This is a genomic window from Cupriavidus sp. GW821-FHT07C08, from assembly GCF_059419025.1.
Map to the genome: position 1 here is coordinate 139,784 of NZ_JBWKQZ010000009.1, position 24,176 is coordinate 163,959.

23 protein-coding genes are annotated in these 24,176 nt (G+C 68.2%); 14 read left to right on the forward strand and 9 right to left on the reverse strand.

The genetic code is table 11. The annotated features are described in order from the left end of the window. Nucleotides 1–42: 42 nt before the first annotated feature. The 3 genes from AC07UK_RS14265 to AC07UK_RS14275 form a co-directional block, all read right to left on the reverse strand. Nucleotides 43–660 (reverse strand): 2-hydroxychromene-2-carboxylate isomerase, encoded by a 618-nt coding sequence (locus AC07UK_RS14265; protein ID WP_436223442.1) that lies wholly within the window; start codon nt 658–660, stop codon nt 43–45. 74 nt (nt 661–734) lie between these two features. Further along, entirely contained in the window at nt 735–1,721 is a 987-nt protein-coding gene (locus tag AC07UK_RS14270; RefSeq protein WP_494685732.1) for a tripartite tricarboxylate transporter substrate binding protein, read from the reverse strand. 183 nt (nt 1,722–1,904) lie between these two features. Beyond that, a complete protein-coding gene (locus tag AC07UK_RS14275) occupies nt 1,905–2,633 on the reverse strand; it encodes an SDR family oxidoreductase (RefSeq protein ID WP_436223443.1) in 729 nt (242 codons plus the stop codon). 66 nt (nt 2,634–2,699) lie between these two features. Here AC07UK_RS14275 and AC07UK_RS14280 point away from each other — a divergent pair, with 66 nt between their 5' ends. Both AC07UK_RS14280 and AC07UK_RS14285 read left to right on the forward strand, forming a co-directional pair. Then, nucleotides 2,700–4,379 (forward strand): class I adenylate-forming enzyme family protein, encoded by a 1,680-nt coding sequence (locus tag AC07UK_RS14280; RefSeq protein WP_494685731.1) that lies wholly within the window; start codon nt 2,700–2,702, stop codon nt 4,377–4,379. A 160-nt stretch (nt 4,380–4,539) separates the two neighbouring features. Next, on the forward strand, nt 4,540–5,427 hold the full coding sequence (locus AC07UK_RS14285) for an IclR family transcriptional regulator (protein WP_436223445.1): 888 nt from the start codon (nt 4,540–4,542) through the stop codon (nt 5,425–5,427). A gap of 56 nt (nt 5,428–5,483) precedes the next feature. On the opposite strand, the gene AC07UK_RS14290 is transcribed toward AC07UK_RS14285, so the two are convergent. Continuing rightward, a complete protein-coding gene (locus AC07UK_RS14290) occupies nt 5,484–6,320 on the reverse strand; it encodes an IclR family transcriptional regulator (protein ID WP_494685730.1) in 837 nt (278 codons plus the stop codon). Between the two features lie 181 nt (nt 6,321–6,501). Between AC07UK_RS14290 and AC07UK_RS14295 the strand changes: the two genes are divergently transcribed. Further along, nucleotides 6,502–7,488: a Bug family tripartite tricarboxylate transporter substrate binding protein gene (locus AC07UK_RS14295; protein WP_494685729.1), complete on the forward strand. Its 987-nt coding sequence runs from the start codon at nt 6,502–6,504 to the stop codon at nt 7,486–7,488. A gap of 71 nt (nt 7,489–7,559) precedes the next feature. Beyond that, complete coding sequence (locus tag AC07UK_RS14300; RefSeq protein WP_436223448.1) at nt 7,560–9,902, forward strand: cytochrome P450/oxidoreductase; 2,343 nt, start codon at nt 7,560–7,562, stop codon at nt 9,900–9,902. Nucleotides 9,903–9,913: 11 nt separating this feature from the next. On the opposite strand, the gene AC07UK_RS14305 is transcribed toward AC07UK_RS14300, so the two are convergent. Beyond that, complete coding sequence (locus AC07UK_RS14305; protein WP_494685728.1) at nt 9,914–10,420, reverse strand: GNAT family N-acetyltransferase; 507 nt, start codon at nt 10,418–10,420, stop codon at nt 9,914–9,916. A 183-nt stretch (nt 10,421–10,603) separates the two neighbouring features. On the opposite strand from AC07UK_RS14305, the gene AC07UK_RS14310 reads away from it, so the two are divergent. Continuing rightward, entirely contained in the window at nt 10,604–11,158 is a 555-nt protein-coding gene (locus AC07UK_RS14310; RefSeq protein WP_494685727.1) for a hypothetical protein, read from the forward strand. Nucleotides 11,159–11,179: 21 nt separating this feature from the next. On the opposite strand, the gene AC07UK_RS14315 is transcribed toward AC07UK_RS14310, so the two are convergent. Then, nucleotides 11,180–12,076: a LysR family transcriptional regulator gene (locus tag AC07UK_RS14315; protein WP_436223451.1), complete on the reverse strand. Its 897-nt coding sequence runs from the start codon at nt 12,074–12,076 to the stop codon at nt 11,180–11,182. Between the two features lie 213 nt (nt 12,077–12,289). Between AC07UK_RS14315 and AC07UK_RS14320 the strand changes: the two genes are divergently transcribed. From AC07UK_RS14320 to AC07UK_RS14350, 7 genes are all read left to right on the forward strand, one after another. After that, nucleotides 12,290–14,290: an FUSC family protein gene (locus AC07UK_RS14320; RefSeq protein ID WP_494685726.1), complete on the forward strand. Its 2,001-nt coding sequence runs from the start codon at nt 12,290–12,292 to the stop codon at nt 14,288–14,290. Between the two features lie 26 nt (nt 14,291–14,316). Next, nucleotides 14,317–14,535 carry a DUF1656 domain-containing protein gene (locus AC07UK_RS14325; protein ID WP_494685725.1) on the forward strand — a complete coding sequence of 73 codons (219 nt, stop codon included), beginning with the start codon at nt 14,317–14,319 and terminating at the stop codon, nt 14,533–14,535. Beyond that, the gene (locus AC07UK_RS14330) at nt 14,532–15,440 is read left to right on the forward strand and encodes an efflux RND transporter periplasmic adaptor subunit (RefSeq protein ID WP_494685724.1); all 909 of its coding nucleotides are present in this window, start codon (nt 14,532–14,534) and stop codon (nt 15,438–15,440) included. The genes AC07UK_RS14325 and AC07UK_RS14330 overlap by 4 nt, the downstream gene beginning before the upstream one ends. Beyond that, entirely contained in the window at nt 15,437–16,900 is a 1,464-nt protein-coding gene (locus AC07UK_RS14335) for an efflux transporter outer membrane subunit (RefSeq protein WP_494685723.1), read from the forward strand. Before AC07UK_RS14330 ends, AC07UK_RS14335 begins: the two co-directional genes overlap by 4 nt. 181 nt (nt 16,901–17,081) lie before the next feature. Beyond that, nucleotides 17,082–17,435 (forward strand): hypothetical protein, encoded by a 354-nt coding sequence (locus tag AC07UK_RS14340; RefSeq protein WP_436223456.1) that lies wholly within the window; start codon nt 17,082–17,084, stop codon nt 17,433–17,435. Nucleotides 17,436–17,527: 92 nt separating this feature from the next. Then, nucleotides 17,528–17,734, forward strand: a complete 207-nt coding sequence (locus tag AC07UK_RS14345) for a hypothetical protein (RefSeq protein WP_436223457.1) — start codon at nt 17,528–17,530, stop codon at nt 17,732–17,734. Nucleotides 17,735–17,839: 105 nt separating this feature from the next. Continuing rightward, nucleotides 17,840–18,175: a cupin domain-containing protein gene (locus tag AC07UK_RS14350; protein WP_436223458.1), complete on the forward strand. Its 336-nt coding sequence runs from the start codon at nt 17,840–17,842 to the stop codon at nt 18,173–18,175. A 10-nt stretch (nt 18,176–18,185) separates the two neighbouring features. Here the strand turns inward: AC07UK_RS14350 and AC07UK_RS14355 are convergent, their stop codons facing one another. Next, on the reverse strand, nt 18,186–19,070 hold the full coding sequence (locus tag AC07UK_RS14355; RefSeq protein WP_436223459.1) for a LysR family transcriptional regulator: 885 nt from the start codon (nt 19,068–19,070) through the stop codon (nt 18,186–18,188). Nucleotides 19,071–19,192: 122 nt separating this feature from the next. Here AC07UK_RS14355 and AC07UK_RS14360 point away from each other — a divergent pair, with 122 nt between their 5' ends. Beyond that, nucleotides 19,193–19,624, forward strand: coding sequence for a VOC family protein (locus tag AC07UK_RS14360; RefSeq protein ID WP_026200683.1), 432 nt, complete (start codon nt 19,193–19,195; stop codon nt 19,622–19,624). Nucleotides 19,625–19,641: 17 nt separating this feature from the next. Here the strand turns inward: AC07UK_RS14360 and AC07UK_RS14365 are convergent, their stop codons facing one another. Together AC07UK_RS14365 and AC07UK_RS14370 are read right to left on the reverse strand one after the other, a co-directional pair. Further along, entirely contained in the window at nt 19,642–19,965 is a 324-nt protein-coding gene (locus AC07UK_RS14365; RefSeq protein ID WP_013952898.1) for a thioredoxin family protein, read from the reverse strand. Nucleotides 19,966–20,089: 124 nt separating this feature from the next. Further along, nucleotides 20,090–22,399 carry an ATP-dependent DNA helicase gene (locus AC07UK_RS14370; protein WP_494685722.1) on the reverse strand — a complete coding sequence of 770 codons (2,310 nt, stop codon included), beginning with the start codon at nt 22,397–22,399 and terminating at the stop codon, nt 20,090–20,092. A gap of 196 nt (nt 22,400–22,595) precedes the next feature. Here AC07UK_RS14370 and AC07UK_RS14375 point away from each other — a divergent pair, with 196 nt between their 5' ends. After that, a complete protein-coding gene (locus AC07UK_RS14375) occupies nt 22,596–24,173 on the forward strand; it encodes a fatty acid--CoA ligase (RefSeq protein WP_494685721.1) in 1,578 nt (525 codons plus the stop codon). The last annotated feature ends 3 nt before the right edge of the window (nt 24,174–24,176 follow it).

Consider the following 24,176-nt stretch of genomic DNA (forward strand, 5'->3'; position numbering starts at 1 on the left):
GCGGCTGAACAGGAAGTCGATCGCTTGTATTGTGGCGGCCGGTCAGGAGGCCTTGACGCGCTCGATCTCTTCCTCGACCTCGCGCAGGCGGTCCTTCCCAAAGTAGATTTCGTCATTGACGAAGAAGGTCGGCGAGCCGAAGGCGCCACGCTCGAATGATTCCTGGGTGTTCTTCAACAGCGTTTCCTTGACCACGGGGTCATTCATTCGCGAAAGGAGGCGCTCGGCGTCCAGTCCCGCCTCACGCAGCACAAGCCCGATCGTTGCCGCATCGTCCATCTTCTTTTCCTGTTCCCACATCGCGGCGAACACCACATCAACGTAACGCGGGAAGCAGCCTTCGAAACCTGCCGCAACCGCGCCGCGCATGATCTGCAGAGTGTTGACCGGAAAATGCGGGTTGTACCGGTAAGCGGTCAACCCGTGCTTTTCGACAAAACGCCTGATCTCCAGCCGGCCGTACTCCTGCTTGTTCTTGATGCCGGCAAAGGCTTCAGCCGGTGACCGGTTCCCCGTGAAACGGAATAGCCCTCCCAGCAGGACCGGCACATACTCGAATCTCACCCCGGTGCGGTGCTCGATGGACGGGATGACCTTGTGCGCGAGGTATGAATTAGGGCTACCGAAATCGAAGTGAAATTGCACGACAGGCGTGTTCATTGGGCGTCTCTCCAAGGTAGGTCAGCGTAGACGGCTGGTTGTGGATCAAGGTACGGGCCGGCAGCGGGAACCGTTCAACCGTTCTTCTTGTAGTGAATCTGTTCGAGTACCGCCTTCTCCCGAGCCATCGTGGTGTTTGCGAAGCGTCGGTACTGGTCCGGGCTCATGTACATGGGTTCCATGTCATAGTGAGCCAGTGCCTCCCGGAAATTGCCTTGCTCCATCGCCTGCTTGAAGGCCGCATGCAGTTTGGCCACGATGGCCGCCGGTGTTCCGGCTGGTGCCGCGAGGCCCCAGGGCGAAGACTGCGCCAGGTTGATGCCCGATTCCCTGAGGGTCGGCACATTGGGAAAGCGCGGCATACGCTTTTCTCCCCAGACCGCCAGCAGCCGCATCTTGCCGCTCTCGACGTAAGGCACCCAGCGCGAGGTTTCGGCCGCGGACTGGACGTGACCGGCAAGCAAGGCCTGCAGGGATTCACTGGTGCCTTCGTAAGGAACGTGATTGAGCTGAATGTCCGCCATGCGGGAGATCTGCTCCATCGTCAGATGGTTGGTCGTCAGGGCGCCGGGCGTGCTGTAGGTCAGCTCACCCGGGTGCTTCCTGGCGTAGGCGATGTAGTCTGCAAGGGAGTGGATCGGCGACGATGCAGGCACGACGATGCCGAACACATATCCGGTCAGGCCCAGGATGTAGGCAAGGTCCGCCGGATTCCAGTTGATGTCGGTCGTGTACGGCAGGCGGAAGACGCCCTGGGGAATCACAGCCAGCGTATAGCCGTCAGGCCTGGTCGACTGCAGCATCTGTGCCGGCAGCACGCCTGCCGCCCCTGGCTTGTTCTCGATGACGATCGATTGCCCAAGCATCTTCGAGGCATTGGCTGCCAGGGTTCGCATTGGAATGTCGGTGGACCCTCCAGGCGGAAAACCCAGCAGGATCCGGATCGGGCGATTGGGGAATTTGCTGGCATCCGCCTTCGCGAAAGCAGGCCTTGCCGCTAGCGGCAAACCGCTTCCCGCGATCCCCAGTGCCGTGAGATGGAAGAACTGTCGCCTATGCATCGCTGTCTCCTGAACATTTGAGATGTCACCTGGGTTGCTTGCGCGGGGGCGGCAATCAGCAGCGCGCAGACGCCGACACGCCAATGGCAAGGCGCCGTCATTGCGTGGCGCAGTTGCCAGGCGTTTGTTCGATCGCAGTCAGTCGCTGGAGGGGCGCAGGCGGCTGCAATCAGCCGCAATGCATTACCAGGCCTCGATCCAGGGGCGCAGGTCGAGTTCGTGCGTCCACGCGTCGCGCGGTTGCTGATGCAGCATCCAGTACGTGTCGGCAATGTGCTCGGGATTGAGAATGCCGTCGCGATCCTTCAGGGCGTAGCGCTCGGGGAAGTTTTCGCGAATGAACGCTGTGTCGATGGCGCCATCGACGATAGGGTGCGCCACATGAATGCCCTTCGGGCCAAGTTCCTTTGCCATGGATTGCGCCAGCGCGCGCAGGCCATGCTTGGCCCCTGCAAAGGCGGAAAAGCCGGCCCTGCCCCGCAGGCTGGCGGTTGCGCCAGTGAAGAATATCGAGCCGCGGGCGCGGGGAACCATCACCCTGGCAGTCTCCCGTCCCATCAGGAAGCCGGCAAAGCAAGCCATCTCCCATACCTTGTAGTAGACGCGCGCGGTCGTATCCAGCAGGTCATAGCGGACGTTTGCGCCAATGTTGAAGACTGCGACCTCGATTGGCGCGATGTTCGACTCGATGTCTTGGATCAGTGCTGTGACGTCCTCCTCCTTGCGGGCGTCCGAACCGAAAGCATGGGCGACGCCGCCTTCTGCTTCGATCTGGGCAACCAGGGGAGCGAGCTTGTCCGCGTTACGCCGTGTGACACACGCGATATAGCCCTCGCGTGCAAAGCGGCGGGCAATGGCACCGCCGGTCGCGTCGCCGGCGCCCAAGACGAGTATGGCTTTCTTGTCACTCATTTTGTCTCCTTCGTATTTCTATTTGCAGAACATTGGACTGCATTGCGGTTTAGTATGAGCACTGCCATGTGGAGCGTCAATGCGAATTGGCTTATTTTTCGACAGAAATCACCACCTTGTAGACCGCAATGCGGCACTATAGACTGCAATGCAGTTCAACCAGGTGATTTGGAGACAACGATGAGTGAGCTGCATTCCGTTCCGCCGACCGGGTTTCGTCGCATTCATGAGGTGATCGATCCCTGGGTCGACAGTCAGCCGCAGGGAACGGCGCTGGTGGACAAGCGCTTCCGCCTTGGCTATGCGGAGCTCGCCACGGCGGTCCGCAGGGCTGCGCTGCAGTTGCGGGAACTCGGCGTGCGCCCCGGCGACCGCGTCATGCTGGTGGCCGAGAACTGCGCCGCGCTGGCGGTGCTTGTGCTGGCCGCCAGCCGGTGCGACGCATGGGCGGTGGTGGTCAATGCGCGCCTCTCGCCGCGAGAGATTGACAGTTTCATCGAGCATTCGGACGCGCGCCGCGTCCTTTACGCATCAGATGTCTCCAAGGAGGCCGCCAGCCATGCCGACCGTGCGGGCGCAGTCCCCTATGCCTGGCCGTTGGTGGGTGAGCTGGCCGTTGGCCCGCTAAATGAAACTGCGAGCCCGGAACCCGTCAAGGCTGAGCCAGCGGACCAGGTTGCCGTGATGCTCTACACCTCGGGCACCTCTGGCGAGCCCAAGGGGGTGATGCTTACGCATGCAAACCTGCTTTATGTGGCCACACTGTCGCGGCAACTGCGGCAGTTGAGTCCCGCCGATAGTGTTTACGGTGTACTGCCGATGGCACACGTGGTCGGACTGTCGTCACAGCTGATCGGATCTCTCTCATGTGGCTGCGTCCTGCACCTGGAGGAGCGCTTCTCGCCGCAAGCCCTGGTGAACGCGTTGCGCGAGGCTGGCATCACCGTTCTGATCGGCGTTCCGGCGATGTATGCAAGGTTGCTTGAATGGTGTGGGCGAACCGGTACGGTGCTGGACGGCCACGGCTTGCGCATTATCGGCACCGCCGGCGCGCCGCTGACGCGTGAGCTGAAGTCGGCCGTGGAGCTGGCCTTCGGCATGCCGCTGCAGAACGGATACGGTCTCACTGAGATGTCTCCCACGATTGCACAGACGCTGCTTGAGTATCCGCGCCAGGATTGCTCCGTGGGGCCGCCCGTGCCCGGCGTGGAAGTCCGGATCATCGACGCATCAGGCAACGACGTGGCGCCAGGCGATGCGGGCGAGCTGTGGGTGCGTGGCCCCAACCTGATGAAGGGCTACTACAAGGATGCGGTGCAGACCCGTGCCGCGGTCAATGCCGACGGCTGGCTCAATACCGGCGACATGGCCACGCAGGGCGAAGATGGGGCGCTTTTCATCGTCGGGCGAACCAGGGAGTTGATCATTCGTTCCGGATTCAACGTCTACCCGGTCGAGGTTGAGCAGGTGTTGAACAGCCATCCCGCCATCGTGCAGTCGGCTGTGGTCGGGCGCCAGGTCGAGGGGAACGAGGAGGTGGTCGCCTTCGTCGAGCTTGCCGAGGGGGTGCCCGTGGCGCGCGACGAACTGGAGGCCTTCCTGCGCGAACGCCTCTCACCTTACAAGGTGCCGGCCGAGATCCGGTCAATGATGCAGCTGCCGGCAGCGCCGACGGGGAAACTGCTCAAGCACGAGATAAAGAAGCTGGCGGCAAGCGAGGCCGACGCGAGCCAGACCGTGCTGTAGCCGCCCTCCCGCGCGCGAAGTCATGCGGTGACGAGGCCAGGAATTGTGCTAACTTGTGCGGCTCTGAAAGGCATCGCCAGGCCGCGGCACAAGGCATGGACACGGCCCCGGATCTGCCGGCGCGAGGGGCATGCGCTGCAATCGCGCAAGGAAAATCAAGATGGCAACAGGATCGAAGCAAGAAGCGCTGCATAACACGTTGGCCACGGACGGCAGCGAGGCTGACGAGGAGCCCCGGGGCGACGAAAGCCAGGATCGCCATTTCGTCACCGCGCTGGCGCGGGGGCTGGAGGTACTGAGTTGTTTTCGCAGTGGTGACAGCTTCCTTGCCAACCACGAGATTGCCGTGCGCTGTGGACTGCCGAAGTCGACCGTTACCCGGCTGACTTACACGCTGACCAAGCTGGGCTACCTGCATCTGGTTCCGGACAGCGGCAAGTACCGGCTTGGCACGGCAACGGCGGCGCTCGGCAGCTCCATGCTGGTGAACCTCGACGTGCGCCAGGTGGCACGGCCGTTCTTGCAGCGGTTGGCCGCCGAAACCGGGGCGGTGGTCGCGCTGACAACGCGGGACCGGCTTTCCATGCTGTATCTCGAATGCTGCCGCAGCACCTCGATCGTCACGCTCAGCCTGGATGTCGGCTCTCGTATCCCGCTTGGAACCAGTGCGGCGGGGTTCGCCTTGCTCGCAGCCCTGCCAGCCAGCGAGCGGGCCGATTTGATGGAGCGGATCCGCGCCTTGGACGAAGGCACTTGGCCGAAGGTCGAGCGGGGCATCCTGCAAGCGGTCGATGAATACCAGGCTACCGGCTGCGCGACTTCGGCTGGCAACTGGATCAAGGAGGTCCATGGCATCGCCACGCCGCTGTGGCCGGGGCGCGGGCTGCCTTTGATGGCGGTGAGCGTAGCCGGGGCAGCCGGCTATTTTCCCGTCGCACGACTGCACGAGGAAATCCGGCCGAAGCTGCTGGACACCGTGAGGGAAATCGAGCGCAACCTCGGTCAGCGCCTGGACGAGCCGGCGCCGGTCAGGCCGGCAACACTGTAGCGCTGGCTACGGCGCTCCCTGTTGGCCGGCGCGGCTTCACCGGCTGAGGGATCGGATCAGGCCCCGGGGTTGAACCCCAGCGCCGTGCTGACCGCGCGCGCCTCGCGCCGCACGGCGCTGCCAATGGGCCCGTCGATGGCGGGATCAAAGCCGCCGGTGGCGCCCAGCGCCGTCAGCACCGCGCAGACGCGCCCGGTGTAGTCGCGCACCGGCGCCGCCACGGCGCTGATGCCGGTCAGGTTGGTGTCGCGCACCCAGGCGCAGTCGTCGGCCTGCACCGCGCGCCGCAGCGCGCCGATGGGATCCCTGGCATCGAGCAACGCCAGCCGCGCCGGGCTGGCCGTGGCCAGTTCTTCTTCGGCCTGGGCATGCACGCGCTTTTCATCGAGCAGGCCCAGGAACACGCGCCCGGTGGCCGACCACAGCAGCGGCATCACCGAGCCCGCGCGCACGTTCACCGTCACCGGCAAACCCGGTTCTTCAAAGCGCATGATGGTCGGCCCCTTGTTGCCCATCACCGCGACAAAGCAGGTCACCTCCAGCGCTTCACGCAGGCGCACCAGCGAGGCTTCGGCCAGCCGGATCGGGTCGGCCTGGCGCATCGCCGCCATGCCGATCTGCAGCGCCTCGAAGCCCAGGTGGTATTGCTGCGTGCCCGCCTCCTGTGCCACCAGCCCCTCTTCCACCAGGCTGACCAGGTAGCGGTGCACCTTGGCCGGGCTTTCGTCGATATGCGCGGCCAGCGCGGTCAGGCTGGCGCGCCCGCCCAGCCTGGCCAGTCCCTTTAGCACCGCCATGCCGGTGACCGCCGATTGCACGCGCTGGCGGCGCTCGCGCGTGCGGGGCGCGTCGGCGGGTTCGATGGGAGGTTGGGCAGCTTTCGTTCGGGGCATGGCGGGAAGATCCGGCAAACGGTGAGCGGTCATCACATGGAAGGCGGATCAAGCCATGCGGCCGCTGCAGGCCAGTTCAAGGTTAACCCGCATTCAATCATTACGCAATGCGTATATGATTTACGCAAAATAGAAACACCGGTGCCATACACCGGGCTGACCAACAAGGAGACACGCCCCCATGCCCCGCCCCCACTTCAAGCGCCTGGCCATTGGCGCCCTGGCCCTGCCGATGCTGGCCGCCGTCCCCGCGCACGCCGCCGACGCCTACCCTGCCAAGCCGATCCGCTGGATCGTCCCCTACGCCGCCGGCGGCGGCTCGGACTTCCTGGCGCGCACCATCAGCCAGGGGCTGTCGGCCAAGGTCGGCCAGCCGGTGGTGGTGGAAAACAAGCCGGGCGGCAATACGGCGATCGGCGCGGCCGAGACGGCGCGCTCGGCCGCCGACGGCTATACCGTGCTGTCGGCCGATAACGGCACGCTGGTGTTCAACCCGGTGCTGTACAAATCGCTCTCCTACAACCCTGGCAAGGACCTGGCTCCGGTGACGCTGCTGGGCCGCTTCCCGATGATCCTGGTGGTGGGCGCGACCAGCCCGGTCAAGAGCGCCAAGGAATTCATCGCCCAGACCAAGGCCACTCAGGGCGGCATCAACTACGGCTCGGCCGGCGCGGGCAGCCCGCACCACCTGGCGATGGAGCTGCTGAAGGTGGAAGCCGGCCTGTCGATGACGCATGCCCCGTACCGCGGCGCCGCGCCGGCGCTGTCGGACGTGGCCGCCGGGCAGGTGGTGGCGATGATGGTGGACTACGCCGCCGGCGCCGGCTTTATCAAGGGCGGCAAGGTCCGGCCGCTGGCGGTGGCCAATGCCACCCGGCTGCCACAGCTGCCTGACGTGCCGACCTTTGCCGAGCTGGGCTACCCGCGCGTGGAAGCTGCCGCGCTGGTGGGCATGGTGGTGCCGGCCGGCACGCCGCCGGAGGTGGTCAACACGCTGAACAAGGACGTGGTCGCGGCAATCCGTGAGCCCGCTGTCAACAAGCGGCTGGTGGACTTCGGCGTGGAGCCGGTCGGCAACTCGCCGGCGCAGTTCAGCGAGCTGCTGCGCAGCGAGTCCACGCGCTGGACCAAACTGATCCGCGACCTGAAGATCACGCTGGACAACTGAGTCCGGCGGCAACACCGAATGGCCGTCCGGCCCTGACCGGACGGCCCTGTTTTTCGCCAGGAGTACGCAGTATGGCCAACCCCTCCTCCAGCGCCGCGCGCAGCGGCTGCCCGATCGACCACAGCGCCCTGACCGCGCCCAACGGCTGCCCGGTCAGCCACAACGCGGCGCAATTCGATCCCTTCGGCGACGGCTACCAGCAGGACCCGCCTGAATACGTGCGCTGGTCGCGCGAGCAGGAGCCGGTGTTCTACAGCCCCAGGCTGGGCTACTGGGTGGTCACGCGCTATGAAGACATCAAGGCGATCTTCCGCGACAACCTGACCTTCAGCCCGTCGATCGCGCTGGAGAAGATCACGCCCACTGGCGACGAGGCCAATGCCGTGCTGGCCTCCTATGGCTACGCCATGAACCGCACGCTGGTCAACGAGGACGAGCCCGCCCACATGCCGCGCCGGCGCGCGCTGATGGCACCGTTCACGCCCGCGGAACTGGCGCACCATGAGCCGCTGGTGCGCCGCCTGGCGCGCGAGTATGTCGACCGCTTTATCGACGATGGCCGCGCCGACCTGGTCGACCAGATGCTGTGGGAGGTGCCGCTGACCGTGGCCCTGCATTTCCTGGGCGTGCCCGAAGAGGACATGGACCTGCTGCGCCAGTACTCCATCGCCCATACCGTCAACACCTGGGGCCGGCCAAAGCCGGAGGAACAGGTGGCGGTGGCGCATGCCGTGGGCAACTTCTGGCAGCTGGCGGGCCGCATCCTCGACAAGATGCGCGAGGACCCGTCCGGCCCGGGCTGGATGCAGTACGGCCTGCGCAAGCAGAAAGACCTGCCCGAGGTGGTCACCGATTCCTACCTGCATTCGATGATGATGGCCGGCATCGTCGCCGCGCACGAGACCACCGCCAATGCCTCGGCCAATGCCATCAAGCTGCTGCTGCAGCATCCGGATGCGTGGCGCGAGATCTGCGACGATCCATCGCTGATCCCCAATGCGGTGGAAGAATGCCTGCGCCACAACGGCTCCGTCGCCGCATGGCGGCGGCTGGTGACGCGCGACGCCGAGATCGGCGGCATCCGCCTGCCGGCGGGCAGCAAGCTGCTGATCGTCACGTCTTCGGCCAACCATGACGAGCGCCATTTTGCCGATGCCGACCTGTTCGACATCCGCCGCGACAACGCCAGCGAGCAGCTGACCTTTGGCTACGGCTCGCACCAGTGCATGGGCAAGAACCTGGCGCGCATGGAGATGCAAGTCTTCCTGGAGGAACTGACACGCCGGCTGCCGCATATGCGCCTGGCCGAGCAGACCTTCACCTACGTGCCCAACACCTCGTTCCGCGGCCCTGAGCACCTGCTGGTGGAATGGGACCCCGCGCAGAACCCCGAGCGCCGCGACCCGGCCCTGCTCGAGGTGCACCAGCCGGTGCGCATCGGCGAGCCGTCCGCGCACACCATCGCCCGCACGGTGGTGGTCGAGCGCGTCACGCCCGCCGCCGACGGCGTGGTCCGGCTGCGGCTGGCGGCACCTGACGGCAAGCCGCTGCCGCGCTGGGCGCCGGGCTCGCATATCGACGTGGAATGCGGCGATACCGGGCTGTCGCGCCAGTATTCGCTGTGCGGCGACCCGGACGACGCCGCGGCGCTGGAGATTGCTGTGCTGCGCGACCCCGACAGCCGAGGCGGCTCGGCCTGGGTGCATGGCAGTGTCCAGGCCGGCGACCGCCTGCGCATCCGCGGGCCGCGCAATCACTTCCGCTTCGATGAAAGCTGCAAGCGTGCCGTCTTTATCGCCGGCGGCATCGGCATCACGCCGGTCAGCGCGATGGCGCGGCGCGCCCATGCGCTTGGCATCGATTACGAATTCCACTACTGCGGCCGTTCGCGCCCGGCGATGGCGATGCTGGATGAACTGCAGGCCCTGCACGGTGCGCGGCTGCACGTCCACGCCAGCGATGAGGGCCAGCGCGCCGACTTCGCCAAGCTGCTGGCGCAGCCGGACCCGCGCACCCAGATCTACGCCTGCGGCCCGCAGCGCATGCTGGATGCGCTGGCCGAGTGCTGCGCGGCATGGCCGGAAGATGCGCTGCGCGTGGAGCACTTCGTATCGAAGCTGGGCACGCTGGATGCGTCGAAGGAACAGCCCTTTACCGTCGAGCTGAAGGACTCCGGCCTGGTCATGGAAGTCCCGGCCGGCCAGACCCTGCTGAGCGCGCTGCGCGGCGCCAATATCGACGTGCAGAGCGACTGCGAGGAAGGCCTGTGCGGGTCGTGCGAGGTGCGCGTGCTGGCCGGCCAGGTCGACCATCGCGACGTGGTGCTCACCCGCAGCGAGCGCGAGGCCAACCAGCGCATGATGGCGTGCTGCTCGCGCGCCTGTGGCGGCGGCCGGCTGGTGCTGGAGCTCTGAACGCCCGCCCGTCAGGCGGTGGCGCTGAAGGCGTCGTGGTATTGCACGCTGCCCGCCGGATAGCCGCCGTCGAACGCCAGTGCCTGGAAGTACTCGGGCGGCACGCCGTCCAGCACCAGCCCGGGCCGCGCGGCAAAGCCGAAGCGGCCGTAGTAGGCGGGATCGCCCAGCAGCACGCAGCCGGCGGCGCCAAGACGGCGCAGGTCAGCCAGCGCCGCGTGCATCAGCTGTGAGCCGATGCCCTGCCCCTGCAGGTCCGGCGCCACCGAGATCGGGCCCAGTCCGTACCAGCCGGTCGCGCCGGATGACACCGTCACCGGCGATATCGCCACGTGTCCCACCAGCCTGTCGCCGGCCTGTGCGACCAGCGACACCGTCAGCTGGCCGGCGCGGCGCAGCGCATTGATGACGAACGCCTCGGTGTGGCTGGTGTGCGGCGCCGTCAGGAAGGCGGCGGTGGTCAGCTGCGCGATGGCGTCGGCGTCGGACGGCGACTCTGGGCGGATCTGCACGGACATGGCGGGACTCGGGACTTCGATCAGGTCCTAGGAACCCGGATTCTACGCTCCCCGTGCGCACGCATGCCGCGGCCGCCAGGGCAAGCCACCGTTGCGCCGTAGGACAACGCCTGACAACGGCGGCAACGCGCCAAGGCTAAAGTAGCAGCGCGAGCCCCAAGGCAATCCTGTCCCCGTTGCGTCATGCGCCCTGCCCCTGCTGCCCCCGCCGTCCCCGATCGCCATTCTTTGCGCCATGCCGCTGTGTGCCTGGGCCTGTCCCTGCTGGCCGCGCCACTTGCCGTTTCCGCCACCGTTGCGGCCCCGCCTGCGCCGTCCCCGCAACTGTCAGGGCTGGCCACGCTGCTGCTGGGCACGGTGCGCGGCAAGCCCACAGGCATGAACGGCGTGACCCGCCTGACAGCGGGCGATGTCGACCGTGAGCTGCGCATGGCCTGCCAGGAGCTGATGCGCGCTGGCCCGCTCGAACTGGACGACACCACCCGCTTCGACGGCTGCGTGACGCGGCCAGGCAAGATCGTCGAGTTCCAGCTGAAGGTTTCGGGGGTGGATGCCGCGCGTGACGATACCCGCGCGTTCATGGCGACGGCCAAGCCGATCCTGGAGCGCGGCATCTGCCGCAACCCGGATGTGCCGGTGCTCGGCAAGCTGGGGGTCAGGTTACGCTACCACTACGTGGCCGGGCAGAAATCGCTGGTCTTGCTGGATATCCCGCCGGACCAGTGCCTGAAGAAGTGAGGCCGCCGCACGCGCGCCGGTTCAAGAGCCCCCCAGCACCTCATCGCAGACCGCCAGCCACGCCCGCGCCGCATGCGACAGGTAGCGTCCCGGCGACCAGATATGCGCCATGGTCCAGTCCATTGCCGGCTCGGTCAGCCGCGCCATGGCCAGCGTGCCCTGGCCCTGCAGGCGCTCTGCCAGCGGCTGCGGCAGGAAGGTAGTGCCGAGCCCCGCCGCCGCCATCGACGCCAGGAAATCCCAGTGCCCGCTGCGCGCCACCACGCGCGGCTCGATGCGTGCTTCCAGAAATGCCTGCCGCAGCTTGCGCGTCAGCGAGAAGTCATCGGTCAGCATCACCAGCGGCTCATCGCGCAGCGCCGCCAGCGTGACGGTGCGCCCGCGCGCCCAGGCGGCCTTGCGCGGCCCTACGGCCCAGATCGGGTAGCGGCCGAACTGGCGCGTTTCCAGCGCCAGGCCGCTGTCGCCCGGCAGCACCGTGGCGCCGACTTCGAGCTCGCCACTGGCCACCAGTTGCTCCACCACCTGCCCGCCGTGTTCGTCCAGGGTCAGCAACAGGTTGGGATAGCGCTGCCGGAAGGCGCTGACCGCCGGTGAAAAGAACAGGTTGACCATCGGCGGGATCCCCACCGTCAGCTGCCCCCGGCCCAGCGAGGACAGGTCGGACACCTCCAGCGTCAGCCGGTGCACCACGCCCAGCGCCTCCTGCCCGCGCTCGTAGACCACGCGGCCCACGTCGGTCAGCCGCACGCTCTTGCCTTCACGGATCAGCAGGGGCTGGCCGACCTCGTCCTCCAGCTGCTTGACCATCTTGCTGATGGTCGACTGGGTGACGAACAGCGAGGTCGCGGCCTGGGTAAAGCTGCGCAGCCGGGCAGTCTCGACGAAATAGCGCAGCGCGCGGATATCGATGGGCATGGTGCTGAGGGACGGCGGGCGGGCTGCCTGCAGGCCGCTTGCGCCATCCATGAACAAAGGGAATGGAAAGACCAATATTAAATCATGAATGGAATGCGAAAGGTTTGGCTACACTTCGCTTCCACACATCGCCCCCGCCCAACTGCGCCGCCAAATGAAGCGTGGAGCGGCAGGCCGCGGTGTGCCCTCAACTCCTCCTGAAGACCCCGCTCCATGGCTAGCTGGCCGAATGCACGACAGTGGCTGTTCTCGCTGAAGGCATTCGCCGCCGCGATGCTGGCGCTATATATCGCGCTGGCGCTGGGCCTGCCGCGGCCGTACTGGGCCATGGCGACGGTGTACTTTGTTTCCCATCCCCTGACCGGCGCCACCCGTTCCAAGGCGGCCTACCGCGTGGCCGGCACGATGCTGGGTGCCACCGCCGCGGTGGCCACGGTGCCGCAGCTGGTCAACATGCCGATCGTGCTGATGGGTGCGATCGCGCTGTGGATCACCGTGCTGGTGTACCTGTCGCTGCTGCAGCGCACGCCGCGCAGCTATGTGTACCTGCTGGCGGCCTACACCCTGCCGATCGTCGCGCTGCCGGCCGTCAGCGCACCGGCGCAGATCTTCGATATCGCCGTGGCCCGGATCGAGGAAATCGTGATCGGCATCGTCTGCGCGGGGCTGGTGGGCTCGGTCGTCTTCCCGGCCAAGGTGGCGCCCGCGCTGCGGTCCCGCGCCGCCACCTGGCTCGCCGACGCGGCGGCCTGGGCATCGGACATCCTCGCCGGCAGCCCGCGCGCCGACGACAGCCGCCACCGGCTCGCCGCCGACATCCTGGCGCTGGACCAGCTGGTCAGCCAGCTGGCCTATGACACCGAGGGCAGCCACACGCTGCGCCATGCCCGCGCGCTGCGCCAGCGCATGACCATGCTGATGCCGCTGCTGTCGTCGCTGGAAAGCGTGCTGCAGGCGCTGCGCAGCCATCCGGACGGCATGCCGCTGCCACTGCGCGAGGCCCTGGCTGCGACGACCGCCTGGCTGGCGACCGATGCTGCCACGCCGCCTCCGGTCGCCACGGGCGGCTGGCTTGCCAATGGCTGCACGGGCGAGGTCGACTGGCAAGCCCGCCTCGCTGCCACGGCGGCGGACCAGCTGCAGCGCCTGGGCACCTTGTACGCAGAATGCCGGGCGCTGCAGCAAGGCATCGGCGACCGCAGCGCCGGCGCGCCGCTGCGACGCGACGACCCGGCCCCGGAGGCCGCCGGCCATCACCACGACCACGGCATGCTGCTGTTCGGCGCCGTGTCCAGCGGCCTGGCGGTTTTCTGCGCGGGGCTGTTGTGGATCTTCTCGGGCTGGGAGGACGGCGCCGGCGCGGTCGCGGTGGCATCGATCGCCTGCTGCTTCTTTGCGGCCATCGACGAGCCGCGCCGCATGGCCGGTGCCTTCCTGCGCTGGAGCACGATCTGCCTGCTGGTGTCGTCCGGCTACCTGTTCCTGGTGGTGCCGCACGCGCACACCTTTGAAGCGCTGGCCGCGATGCTGGCGCTGCCCTACCTCGGTATCGGCCTGCTGATCGCGCGCCCGGGCTTCCAGCTGATTGCGATGTTGCTGTCGGTGAACACGGCGTCGTTCGCCAACGTGCAGGCCGTATTCGATGCGGATTTCCTCGGCACCTTCAATACCTGCCTGGCCAGCGCCGCGGCAATGCTGTTCGCGCCGCTATGGTCAATGGCGGTACGCCCGTTCGGCGCGCGCGCGGCGGCGCACCGGCTGGTGCGCGCCAGCTGGCAGGACCTGGCCCAGGCCGCCACGCCGCGCGCGGCCGATGGTGATGCGCGGCTGGGCGCGCGCATGCTGGACCGGCTCGGCCAGCTGGTGCCGCGGCTGGGGGCTGCCGGCGATCCCTTGTCGTCCGATGGCTTCCATGCGCTGCAGGTCGGCTACTGCGCGCTGGCGCTGCAGAAGGCGCTGCCGGCCTTGCCGCCCGCGGCGCGCAAGCCGGTGCGCCGCGTGCTGGCCGCGGTGGCCCGGCATTTCCGGGCACGGCTGCGCGCGGGCCATGCCGTGCCGGCGCCGGCGGGGCTGGCCGCCTGGGTGGCCGATGCCATCGCCGGCGTGGCCGCGCTGCCCGCAGGTGACCGCCCGGACCATCGCGGCACGCTCGGCGCGCTGGTGGTGCTGCAGGTCACGCTGCTGCCTGGCGCGGCGGCTGCCCTGTCCCGCTGATCTCCCCAACTTTCCGCTGCCGCCGAATGCTCAGTGAAATCGATCTCTATGGCGTCTTCGTGCCAGGCGTGCTGGTGCTGATGGTGCTGGCCTTCGCCGTCACTACCGCGATCCGCATGGCGCTGGCCGCGCTGGGCTGCTACCGGCATATCTGGCACCGCTCGCTGTTCAATCTTTCCCTCTTTGTGATCGTCCTTGGCGTTGTGGCCGCAGTGTTTGTCGCGGTGCCGGGACTGCCTTCATGACCTTCCGACTCCGCCCCCTGCTTCCCTTGCTGCCAACGCTGCTGGCCGCCATCGCCGCCCTGCTGGTGCTGCGCCACCTGTGGGACTACTACACGGCCGCGCCGTGGACCCGCGACGGACACGTACGTGCCGACATCATCCAGGTGGCGCCCGATGTGTCCGGGCTGGTCACGCGCGTGCTGGCGCGCGACAACCAGCGCGTGCAGCAAGGCGAAGTCCTGTTCGAGATCGACCGCGACCGCTACGCGCTGGCCCTGCAGCAGGCGCTGGCCACGGTAGCGACCCAGCGCGCCGCGCTGGCGCAGGCGCGGCGCGAAGCCGCGCGCAACCGCAATCTCGACGGCCTGGTTGCCGCCGAAGTCGCGGAACAGGGGCGTGCGCGCGTGGAGCAAGGCGAAGCCGCGCTGGCGCAGGCCGAAGCCGCGCTGCGGCTGGCCCGGCTGAACCTGGAGCGCACCAGTGTGCGCAGCCCGGTGGCGGGCTACCTCAACGACCGGCTGCCGCGCTTGGGCGACTATGTCTCGACCGGCCGCCCGGTGTTGTCGATGGTCGATGCCGGGTCCTTCCACGTGGAAGGCTATTTCGAGGAAACCAAGCTGCACCGGATCCGCATCGGCAGCCCGGTCGACGTGCATATCATGGGCGAGCCCCGGCACCTGCGCGGGCACGTGCAGAGCATCGCCGCCGGCATCGAGGACCGCGACCGCAGCGCGGGCTCGAACCTGCTGCCCAACGTCAACCCGACCTTCAACTGGGTGCGGCTGGCACAGCGCGTGCCGGTGCGCATCGTGCTGGAGGACGTGCCCACGGATGTGCGCCTGGTCTCCGGCCGCACCGCGACTGTGGCCGTTCGCGAAGCCCCGCGCGACGATGACGCCAGCCGCCGCGCGGGGCCCCGGTCGTGAGGCCGCGCCATCCCTGGCTGGCGTGCGCCGCGGCCTGCCTGTGCGCCTGCACCACCGTGGGACCGGACTATCGCGTGCCCGATCATGCGGCGGTGCGCACGCCCGCGGCCAACGGCCCGTTGCAGGGCGCCGAAGCGCACGGCGTGGCCATCGCGCCCGTGCCCGGCGACTGGTGGCGGCTCTATGACGACGCCCGGCTCGACCGGCTGGTCGAACAGGCGCTGGCCGCCAACACCGACATCCGCGCCGCCAGTGCCAACCTGCGCCGCGCGGTGGCGCTGCTGCACGAGGTGGAGTCCGAGAACCTGCCCCAGGGCGGCGCCAGCGCCAGCGTATCGCGCGCGCAGCTGTCGGCCGAGAGCTTCCTGCAGACCACCAAGCCACCGGTGTTCAACCTGGGGGACTTCGGTTTCGGCGTGTCCTACCTGATCGACTTCTTCGGCAAGCTCGCCCGCGCCGACGAGGCCGCGCTGGCCGGCGCCGAAGCCAGCGAGGCCACGCTCGACGTGGTGCGCATCACCGTGGCAGCACAGACCGTGCGCGCCTACGTGCAGGGCTGCGCCGCCACGCATGAACTGGCCGCCGCCACCCAGCAGCTCGCGGTACAGCAACGCACGCTGGACGCCACCGGCCGCCTGGTCGCAGCCGGCCGCGGCGAACCCGCCGACGTAGCGCGCGAGCGCGCCCGCACCGAAGCGCTGCGCGCTGCCTTGCCAACGCTGGAAGCCGCGCGTAGCGCCGCACGCCACCGGCTCGCGCTGCTGCTGGGCAAGCCGCCTGCGGCACTGCCACAGGCCGAGGTGGACTGCCATGCGGAACCCACGCTGCGTGCGCCGCTGCCCGTGGGTGACGGCGCCGCGCTGCTCAGGCGCCGGCCCGATATCCGCCAGGCGGAACGCGAACTGGCCGCGGCCACCGCTCGCATCGGCGTGGCCACGGCGGACCTGTATCCGTCGATCCGCATCGGCGCCAGCGCCGGGCTGACCGGCGTGCTGAGCCACCTTGGCAGCGGTCCGACGGCGCGCTGGAGCGTGGGGCCGCTGCTGAGCTGGTCGCTGCCGACCAACGGCGTGCGCCATCGCATCCACGGGCATGAAGCGGCGGCCGACGCCGCCCTGGCGCGCTTTGACGGCGCGGTGCTGCGCGCGCTGCAGGAAACGGAAACGGCTCTGTCGGCCTACACGCGTGAACTGGAACGGCACGAAGCCCTGCACGCGGCCCGCGAACAGGCCGCCGAAGCCGCTCGGCTGCAGCGCCGCCTGCAGCAGGCGGGGCGCATCCCGTACCTGGCACGCCTGGACGCCGAGCGCACGCTGGCCGATGCAGAGGCCGCACTGGCTGCGTCCGAAGGCCTTGTCGCCGCGCGCCAGGTCGACCTGTTCCTCGCGCTCGGCGGGGGTTGGCAGGCCGCGCGCAAGGTGGCTGACGCCAATGCGACTGGTGATGAAAAAAACGACTGATCTTTCGACATTTAAATCATCACAGGAATGAATCAGCCTGACTAAACTTCGTCCTGTGCCGCGCGCTTCCCACGCGACGGCACCGCCCAAAGGGCGAACCCGGACGGCGCGGGAGGCAGATCCGCCATCCCCGCGCAGCCCCTCGCGGGCCATGCCGTCCACCTACCCAAAAACAGCAGACATGCATAAAAACGCTCTCAAAGCCCTCCTTGCCACGACCCTCTCGATCGCAGCACTCGGTGCCGCCGCACTGGCCAGCCCTGCCATGGCGCAAGGCCTGAACGACCGCGGCGTCGCCGCCGACCGCTACGGCTACAACCTGCACAACGGCAAGCGCGACCCGTTTACCGAAGGCGCGCACATCCATGGCAAGCGCGACCCCTTCACCGATGGCGCCCGCGTCAACGACCGGCGCGACCCGTTCACCGACGGCGCCAACCGCGCTGCCGCCGCCATGGAAGTGGCGGGCATGGACCGCAGCGGCGTGTCGGCACCGCCGGCCCATAGCGGCTCGCGCGTTTCGGCTGCCGCCTGACCAGCGCCTGCTCGCGCCACGGCAGCCGCCGTGGCGTGTCGACGGGGCGCAAGGCCCCGTCTCTTCTCCCGTTCCTCCTGAAGACCTCCCTCATGAAAACCATCCTGTTCGCGCTGCTCGGCCTTGGCGCCCTGGCCGCGTCTTTCCCCGCTGCCGCCGGTCCTGACTGGGCTGTGATCGAGCGCGGCCGCGCCGCTGCCAGGATCGCAGTCGAGCGCACCGCACAAGCCCGCAATGCCACGCCTTGCGCACAAGCGGACGTTGCCGCGTCGGCGCCTTCGCCGGTTACATCACGCTGAGTACTACTGAGGTGCGCGCTCCGGTGCTAGATTGAGAAGGCGTGCCGCCGCCAGGCGCCGGCCGTGCCTGACAAGCCACCCCACCAGAAGAGCGAGGAGCCGCGCATGTCCCTTCCCCATCTTGCATCCGGACAGATCACCAGCGTGCTGCCACTGGGCACACGGCTGGACCAGACCGCCACCCAGGCCCTATTCAAGGAAGGCCCGCTGGAAGTGATGCGGCTGGTGCTGAAGGCGGGCAAGCATGTGCCGCCCCATGCGGTGGATGGCCCGATGACCGTGCAATGCCTGGAAGGCGAGGTGCGCGTGCGGGTGGACGGCGCCGAGCGCCAGCTGCACCAGGGCGACCTGCTCTACCTGGGGCCGAGCGTGCGCTACGACGTCACCGCCATCTCCGATGCCTCGGTGCTGGTCACGTTGGTCCTGCCCGGCAGCCGCTGAGTATCCCGCCTTACACCACGGCAGGCTGCCAGCGCGCGCTGGCGGCCACAAAGGCATCGATCAGCGCCGCCACCGGCGCGCGGCGCAGTGCCGATTCGCGCACCAGAACGCCTACGTCGCGATAGAGCGGCCCGCCCGGCAAGGGCGCCTGCACCACGCCCGCGGACTGCTGCAATGGCACCAGTTCGGACGGGATGATGGCGCAACCCAGGCCAGCTGCCACCATCTGCAGGATCACGGCCGGCTCATCCAGCTCCATCCCTTCCCTGACCCATAGCCGCTGCCGCTTCAGGTAGCCGTCCACCAGCTGCCCGCCGGTGCTGTGGCGGTTGTAGCGGATGAACGGAAGCGTCTCCAGCAGCGCGCGCAGGTCTGCAGGCGCACCGGCGGGACCAATGCCGACATAGCCCTCGCGCACCAGCGGCACCCACTTGAGGTCCGGCGGAAAGCCCAGCCGCGGCCGGATCAGCACGGCGATGTCCAGCTCGCGCGCATCCACCTGCGTCAGCAGCTGGGTGGACATGCCCGGCACCACGTTGACGTGCGAGTCCGGAAAGCGCCCCCGGAAATGCCGCATCGCATCCGCCAGCAAGGTGGCCTGGACCGTGGACACCGCGCCCAGCTCCACCGGCGCGGCGTCGGCGTGCGGGCCGGCGCGGTCCTTCATCGCGGCATAGAGCTCGACAAAGCGCCGCGCCTCCGGCACCAGCCGGCGCCCGGCTTCGCTGAGCGCGACCGACTTGCCGGTGCGATCGAAGAGTACGCAGTCCAGGTCCTCTTCCAGCCGCCGGATCTGCGTGCTGACGGCCGACTGCGTCAGCGCCAGCCGCGCCGCGGCGGCGGAAAACGAGCCAGTCTCGGCGGCCACCAGGAAGGTCTGGAAGTAGCGGATCATCTATCGAAAAGTCTGATGCTCAGAGCAAAAATGATTCGCTTCATATTACGGGTTGTGCTGGCTACAATCAACGCGCAGGCCAACGCCTGCCCGCATACCGACCCCCGACAAAGGCCCCCCGCATGAGCGCGACTTCCTCTATTCCCCTGTTCCACCTGGCTTTCCCCGTGCGCGACCTGGCCGAGGCAAGGCGCTTCTATGGCGACTTGCTTGGCTGCCCCGAAGGGCGCAGTTCCGAGGCCTGGGTGGACTTCAATTTCTATGGCCATCAGGTGGTGGCGCACCTGTCGCCAGAGGAATGCGGGCACCGCGCCACCAGCGCCGTCGATGGCGATGACGTGCCGGTGCGGCACTTCGGCGCAATCCTGCCGATGGGCGAATGGGAGGCGCTGGCCGAGCGGCTGCGCGCGGCGGGCACGCAGTTCGTGATCGAGCCGCATGTGCGCTTCAAGGGCCAGGTTGGCGAGCAGGCCACCATGTTCTTCCTGGACCCGTCGGGCAATGCGCTGGAGTTCAAGGCCTTTGGCGACCTGAGCCAGGTGTTTGCCAAGTAAGGCAGCGCGCGGCCGGGCTACGCAATGCGGCGCATGGCCTCGCGGATCGGGTCTGACTCGGTCGGGCGCACCAGCCGCGCCACTTCCTGCCCGTCGCGCAGGAACACCAGCGTCGGCCACAGCTTGATGTGAAACGACCGGCCAAGCCGGCGCCCGCTGCCGTCCTCGATCTTGAGATGGCGCAACGCCGGATGCACGGCAAAGGCCTCGGCCAGCGCCGGCTGGGCGCGCTGGCAGTAGCCGCACCACGGCGCGCCGAATTCCAGCACGGTGGCGCCCGGCAGCGCATCCACTTCCGTGCGGGTCGGCTCGGTGGCCGCGTATTGTTGGGTCATGGGCATGGATCTGGTCCTTTCGCGACAGCTGGCTGATAGCATCCGCATGCCTGCCAGATTCGTTCCAGCGGCAACACCGGGCAGGCACCGCGCAAAGAGGATGCCCCAGACTGGCCCGGCTGTGTAATTTCTACGCCGCCGTGGCGATTTCCCACCATGCCGGCAGCAGCTCGCGCACCTCGGCCGCGGCAAAGCGGTCGTCGATCAGGTAGACCACGCCCTGGTCCTGCTGCGTGCGGATGACCCGGCCCGCCGCCTGCACCACCTTGCGCAGCCCGGGATACAGGTAGGCATAGGCATATCCCTGCCCGAACACCTGCTGCATGCGCGCGCGGAACTGCTCGTTGACCGCGTTGAACTGTGGCAGTCCCAGGGTGGCAACGAAGGCGCCGATCAGGCGCTCGCCGGGCAGATCCACGCCTTCGGCAAAGGCGCCTCCCAGCACCGCAAAGCCGATGCCCTCGCCGCCTTCCGCAAACGTGCCCAGGAACGCCGCCTGCGCGGCTTCGTCCATGCCGCGCGACTGCACCCAATGCGGAATGTCGGGGTGAGACTGGGCAAAGCGGGCCACGGCTTGCTGCAGGTACTCGTGGCTGCTGAAGAAAGCCAGGTAGTTGCCGCGCCGCGCGCGGAACTGGCCGGCCATCAGCGCGACGATGGCCGGCAGCGATTGTTCGCGCCGCGCATAGCGGGTGGAGATGCGCGCTGCAATCCGCACCGACAGTTGCTCGGCGCGGAACGGCGATGGCACTTGCACCCGCGCGCAATCGGCAGGCAAACCCAGCGTATCGAGGTAATAGGCGGCAGGATCGAGCGTCGCGGAGAACAGCGTGACCGAATGCGCGGCGGCAAAGCGCGGGCGCAGGAACGGGGCCGGGATGACATTGCGCAGGCACAGCCGCGCATGGTGGCCGCGGCCGCTGCGCGGCACGCGCTGGATATCGAACAGCGAATGCGCGTCGAGCTGCTCGGCCAGGCGGCCAAAATGCAGCGCATCGAAATTGAAGCGCTGCAGCGCCGGATCCTGCGCGCCTGGATGCTCGGTCATATGCGTCAGTGCCGCCACGCAGCATTCGTCCAGCGCGCGGCGCAAGGCCGCGGGCACTTCGGGCAGGACTTCATAGGCGTCGTCACTCTGGCGCGCCAGCGTGCTCCATTGCCGGGCCAGCCGCGTCAATGGCTTGCGCACGACGGCCGGCGCGCTGCGGCGCACCTCGCGCAGCGATTGGGGGTCGAGTTCCGCGGTGTACATGGCGCGGCCGCGCTCGACCAGGTTGTGGGCCTCGTCCACCAGCACGCTGGCGCGCCAGCCATTGGCCGCGGTCAGCGCGTACAGTAACGCGCTGCGGTCGAAGTAGTAGTTGTAGTCGGCCACCACCACGTCGCTCCAGCGGACCAGCTCCTGCGACAGATAGTAAGGGCAGATCCCGTGTGCCAGCGCCAGCGTGCGCACCGCGGCGCGGTCGCGCACCGGCACGCCGCGCGCGGCTTCGCGTGCTGCCGGCAGGCGGTCATAGAAGCCGCGCGCCAGCGGGCAGGACTCGCCGTGGCAGGCCAGCTCCGGGTGCTCGCAAGCCTTGTCGCGGGCCACCAGCTCCAGCACATGCAGCGGCTGCGCGCCGTGGCCGCGCAGCGCATTGGCGGCGTGCAGCGCCACGCCGCGCCCGGTGGAGCGGGCCGACAGGAAGTACACCTTGTCGATGCCCTGTCCCGGCATGGCCTTGAGTACCGGGAACAGCGTGCCGACCGACTTGCCGATGCCCGTGGGCGCCTGCGCCAGCAGGTGGCGGCCCGCGCGGTTGGCGTTGTAGACCGCCTGCGCCAGTTCGCGCTGGCCCGGACGGAAGCCCTGGTGCGGAAAGGCCAGCTGCGCCAGCGCGCCATCGCGCGCCTGCCGGTGAGCCAGTTCTGCCTGCGCCCAGTGCAGGAACTGCTCGCAGGTCTGCACGAAGAAGGCTTCCAGCGCCTGCGCAGTGAAGTGCTCCGCGACCGGGTGCTCGCGCTGGCTGATGATGTCGAAATAGACTACCGCGATCTCCAGCCCGGGCAGCCCCAGCTTGCGGCATAACAGGCAGCCGTAGACCTTGGCCTGCGCCCAGTGCAGGTGGCGGTGGTTGTCCGGCACGGCGGCATCGCCGCGCACGGTCTTGATTTCTTCCAGCCGGTTGGCGGCGGGATCGTAGCCATCGGCGCGGCCGCGCACATGCAAGGGGCCGAAATCGGCGGCAAGCGCCACCTCGGCCTGGTAGCCCTCCGCGCGCCGGCTGGTCACTACGGCATGCCCGGCCATGCCCTCCTGCGCCGATGGCGTCGGCACGAAGCGCAGGTCCAGGTCACCCGCCTTGGCGGTGAACTCGCACAGCGCGCGCACGGCCACCACGTAGGCCGGAGCGGCTGACGTGGCAGGCGGGGCTGGAATGGGTGGCGGGACGGCGGACACAGGAACGGGGCGCGTGCGATAACTGTATGAATATACAGTATCCCGCAAGGGCGTTATCGCGTGACGGCCGCTCCGGCATAAGGAAAGAGCAAAACGTTATTTCCATGTGCCCCACCCGCCGCTCTATATTGTCCGGCTTACAAGACAACAACCACCTGCCGGCTCGCCGGCGGCGGACCACGACCGGAGCACAACCTTGACCCGCGGCACCACCCTTGGCGACACCCTCTCCTGGCCCGCGCGCTACCTGCCGCGCAAGACCGCGCTGGTCAGCGGCATCGGTGCCGGTCGACGCGCGTGGACGTATGCGGAGCTCGATGCCGAGGTCAACCGCCACGCGCACGCGCTGCAGTCGCTGGGGATCGGCAAGGGCGACGTGGTCGCGGCCTTCCTCTACAACACCCCGGCCTTCGTCTTCACGCTGCTGGCCACTGCGCGCATCGGCGCGGTCTACAACCCGGTCAACTACCGCCTGGCTGCGCAGGAACTGGCCTACATCCTGAACGATGGCGGCGCCAAGGCAGTGCTGTTCGAAGAGGAAGGCGCGGGCGTGGTGGAGAAGGCGGCCGAACTGGCCCCCGGCACCGCGCTGCGCATCTATGCCGACCCCGATGCCGCGCCCGCCTTTGCCACACATCGGCTCCACACGCTGGCTGCGGGCCAGCCGGCCACGCCGCCCGCGGTGACGGTCCATGAAGACGACCCCTGCATCCTGATGTACACCAGCGGCACCACCGGCCGCCCCAAGGGCGTGGTGCACACCCATCGCAGCAAGCTGCAGCACAACGCGATGATGCACCAGGCCATGACGCTGTCGCGCGAGGACGTGGGCCTGTCGGTCGCGCCGCTGAACCATACTGCCGAGCTGCACACCAGCTTCCTGCCCCGCCTGCAGGTCGGCGCGACGCAGGTGCTGCAGCGCCGCTTCGACGCGGGCGAGGCCTGGCAACTGGTGGAAAGCGAGCGCGTCACGCATTTCTTTGCCGCGCCGACCATGGTGGGCATGCTGCTGAACCATCCGGATGCCGACGCGCGCGACGTGTCTTCGCTGCGGCTGGTGGAATACGGCGGCGCGTCGATGGCGCCGCACCTGATCCGCGAATGGGACCGCAAGATCGGCGCCGGGCTGGTGCAGGTGTACGGCACCACGGAAATGGGCCCGTGCATGTCGGTGCTTTACCCGCATGAGCAACTGAGCCACGCCGGCTCGGCAGGCCTGCCCGCGCTCGGCCATGAACTGGTGGTGGCCAGGCTGCGCGACGACGGCGAGCCGACCGACCCCTTGCAGCCGTGCGCGCCGGGCGAAGTCGGCGAAGTGCTGGTGCGTGGCCCCTGCATGATGCAGGGCTACCTGAACCGCCCGGATGCCAATGCGCGCGCGCAGGCGCACGGCTGGTACCACACCGGCGACCTCGGCAGCCTGGATGCGGACGGCTACCTGTGGATCCGCGACCGCATCGACTACATGATCAATTCCGGCGCGGAGAACGTCTATCCGCGCGAGGTGGAAGACGCGCTGATCGAGCATCCGGCCGTGCTGGAGGTCGCCGTGCTGGGCGAACCCGATCCGACCTGGGGCCAGGTGGTCGGCGCCTATGTGGTGACGCGCGGCGACGCACCGGTCAGCGCGGCGCAGCTTGACGCCTTCCTGCTGCAGGGCGACCGGCTGGCAGCCTACAAGCGCCCGCGCCGCTATCACTTCCTGGACGCATTGCCCAAGACCACCAGCGGCAAGATCCAGAAGCATATGCTGCGCGCCGGCGCCACGGCCTGAGCC

Coding starts and splice junctions, on each gene's coding strand:
- AC07UK_RS14285 (WP_436223445.1), top strand. CDS start 4,540: ATGGCAACAGGATCGAAGCAAGAAGCGCTGCATAACACGTTGGCCACG.
- AC07UK_RS14345 (WP_436223457.1), top strand. CDS start 17,528: ATGAAAACCATCCTGTTCGCGCTGCTCGGCCTTGGCGCCCTGGCCGCG.
- AC07UK_RS14355 (WP_436223459.1), bottom strand. CDS start 19,070: ATGATCCGCTACTTCCAGACCTTCCTGGTGGCCGCCGAGACTGGCTCG.
- AC07UK_RS14295 (WP_494685729.1), top strand. CDS start 6,502: ATGCCCCGCCCCCACTTCAAGCGCCTGGCCATTGGCGCCCTGGCCCTG.
- AC07UK_RS14300 (WP_436223448.1), top strand. CDS start 7,560: ATGGCCAACCCCTCCTCCAGCGCCGCGCGCAGCGGCTGCCCGATCGAC.
- AC07UK_RS14350 (WP_436223458.1), top strand. CDS start 17,840: ATGTCCCTTCCCCATCTTGCATCCGGACAGATCACCAGCGTGCTGCCA.
- AC07UK_RS14320 (WP_494685726.1), top strand. CDS start 12,290: ATGGCTAGCTGGCCGAATGCACGACAGTGGCTGTTCTCGCTGAAGGCA.
- AC07UK_RS14315 (WP_436223451.1), bottom strand. CDS start 12,076: ATGCCCATCGATATCCGCGCGCTGCGCTATTTCGTCGAGACTGCCCGG.
- AC07UK_RS14330 (WP_494685724.1), top strand. CDS start 14,532: ATGACCTTCCGACTCCGCCCCCTGCTTCCCTTGCTGCCAACGCTGCTG.
- AC07UK_RS14270 (WP_494685732.1), bottom strand. CDS start 1,721: ATGCATAGGCGACAGTTCTTCCATCTCACGGCACTGGGGATCGCGGGA.
- AC07UK_RS14325 (WP_494685725.1), top strand. CDS start 14,317: ATGCTCAGTGAAATCGATCTCTATGGCGTCTTCGTGCCAGGCGTGCTG.
- AC07UK_RS14310 (WP_494685727.1), top strand. CDS start 10,604: ATGCGCCCTGCCCCTGCTGCCCCCGCCGTCCCCGATCGCCATTCTTTG.
- AC07UK_RS14340 (WP_436223456.1), top strand. CDS start 17,082: ATGCATAAAAACGCTCTCAAAGCCCTCCTTGCCACGACCCTCTCGATC.
- AC07UK_RS14360 (WP_026200683.1), top strand. CDS start 19,193: ATGAGCGCGACTTCCTCTATTCCCCTGTTCCACCTGGCTTTCCCCGTG.
- AC07UK_RS14290 (WP_494685730.1), bottom strand. CDS start 6,320: ATGCCCCGAACGAAAGCTGCCCAACCTCCCATCGAACCCGCCGACGCG.
- AC07UK_RS14275 (WP_436223443.1), bottom strand. CDS start 2,633: ATGAGTGACAAGAAAGCCATACTCGTCTTGGGCGCCGGCGACGCGACC.
- AC07UK_RS14280 (WP_494685731.1), top strand. CDS start 2,700: ATGTGGAGCGTCAATGCGAATTGGCTTATTTTTCGACAGAAATCACCA.
- AC07UK_RS14365 (WP_013952898.1), bottom strand. CDS start 19,965: ATGCCCATGACCCAACAATACGCGGCCACCGAGCCGACCCGCACGGAA.
- AC07UK_RS14305 (WP_494685728.1), bottom strand. CDS start 10,420: ATGTCCGTGCAGATCCGCCCAGAGTCGCCGTCCGACGCCGACGCCATC.
- AC07UK_RS14265 (WP_436223442.1), bottom strand. CDS start 660: ATGAACACGCCTGTCGTGCAATTTCACTTCGATTTCGGTAGCCCTAAT.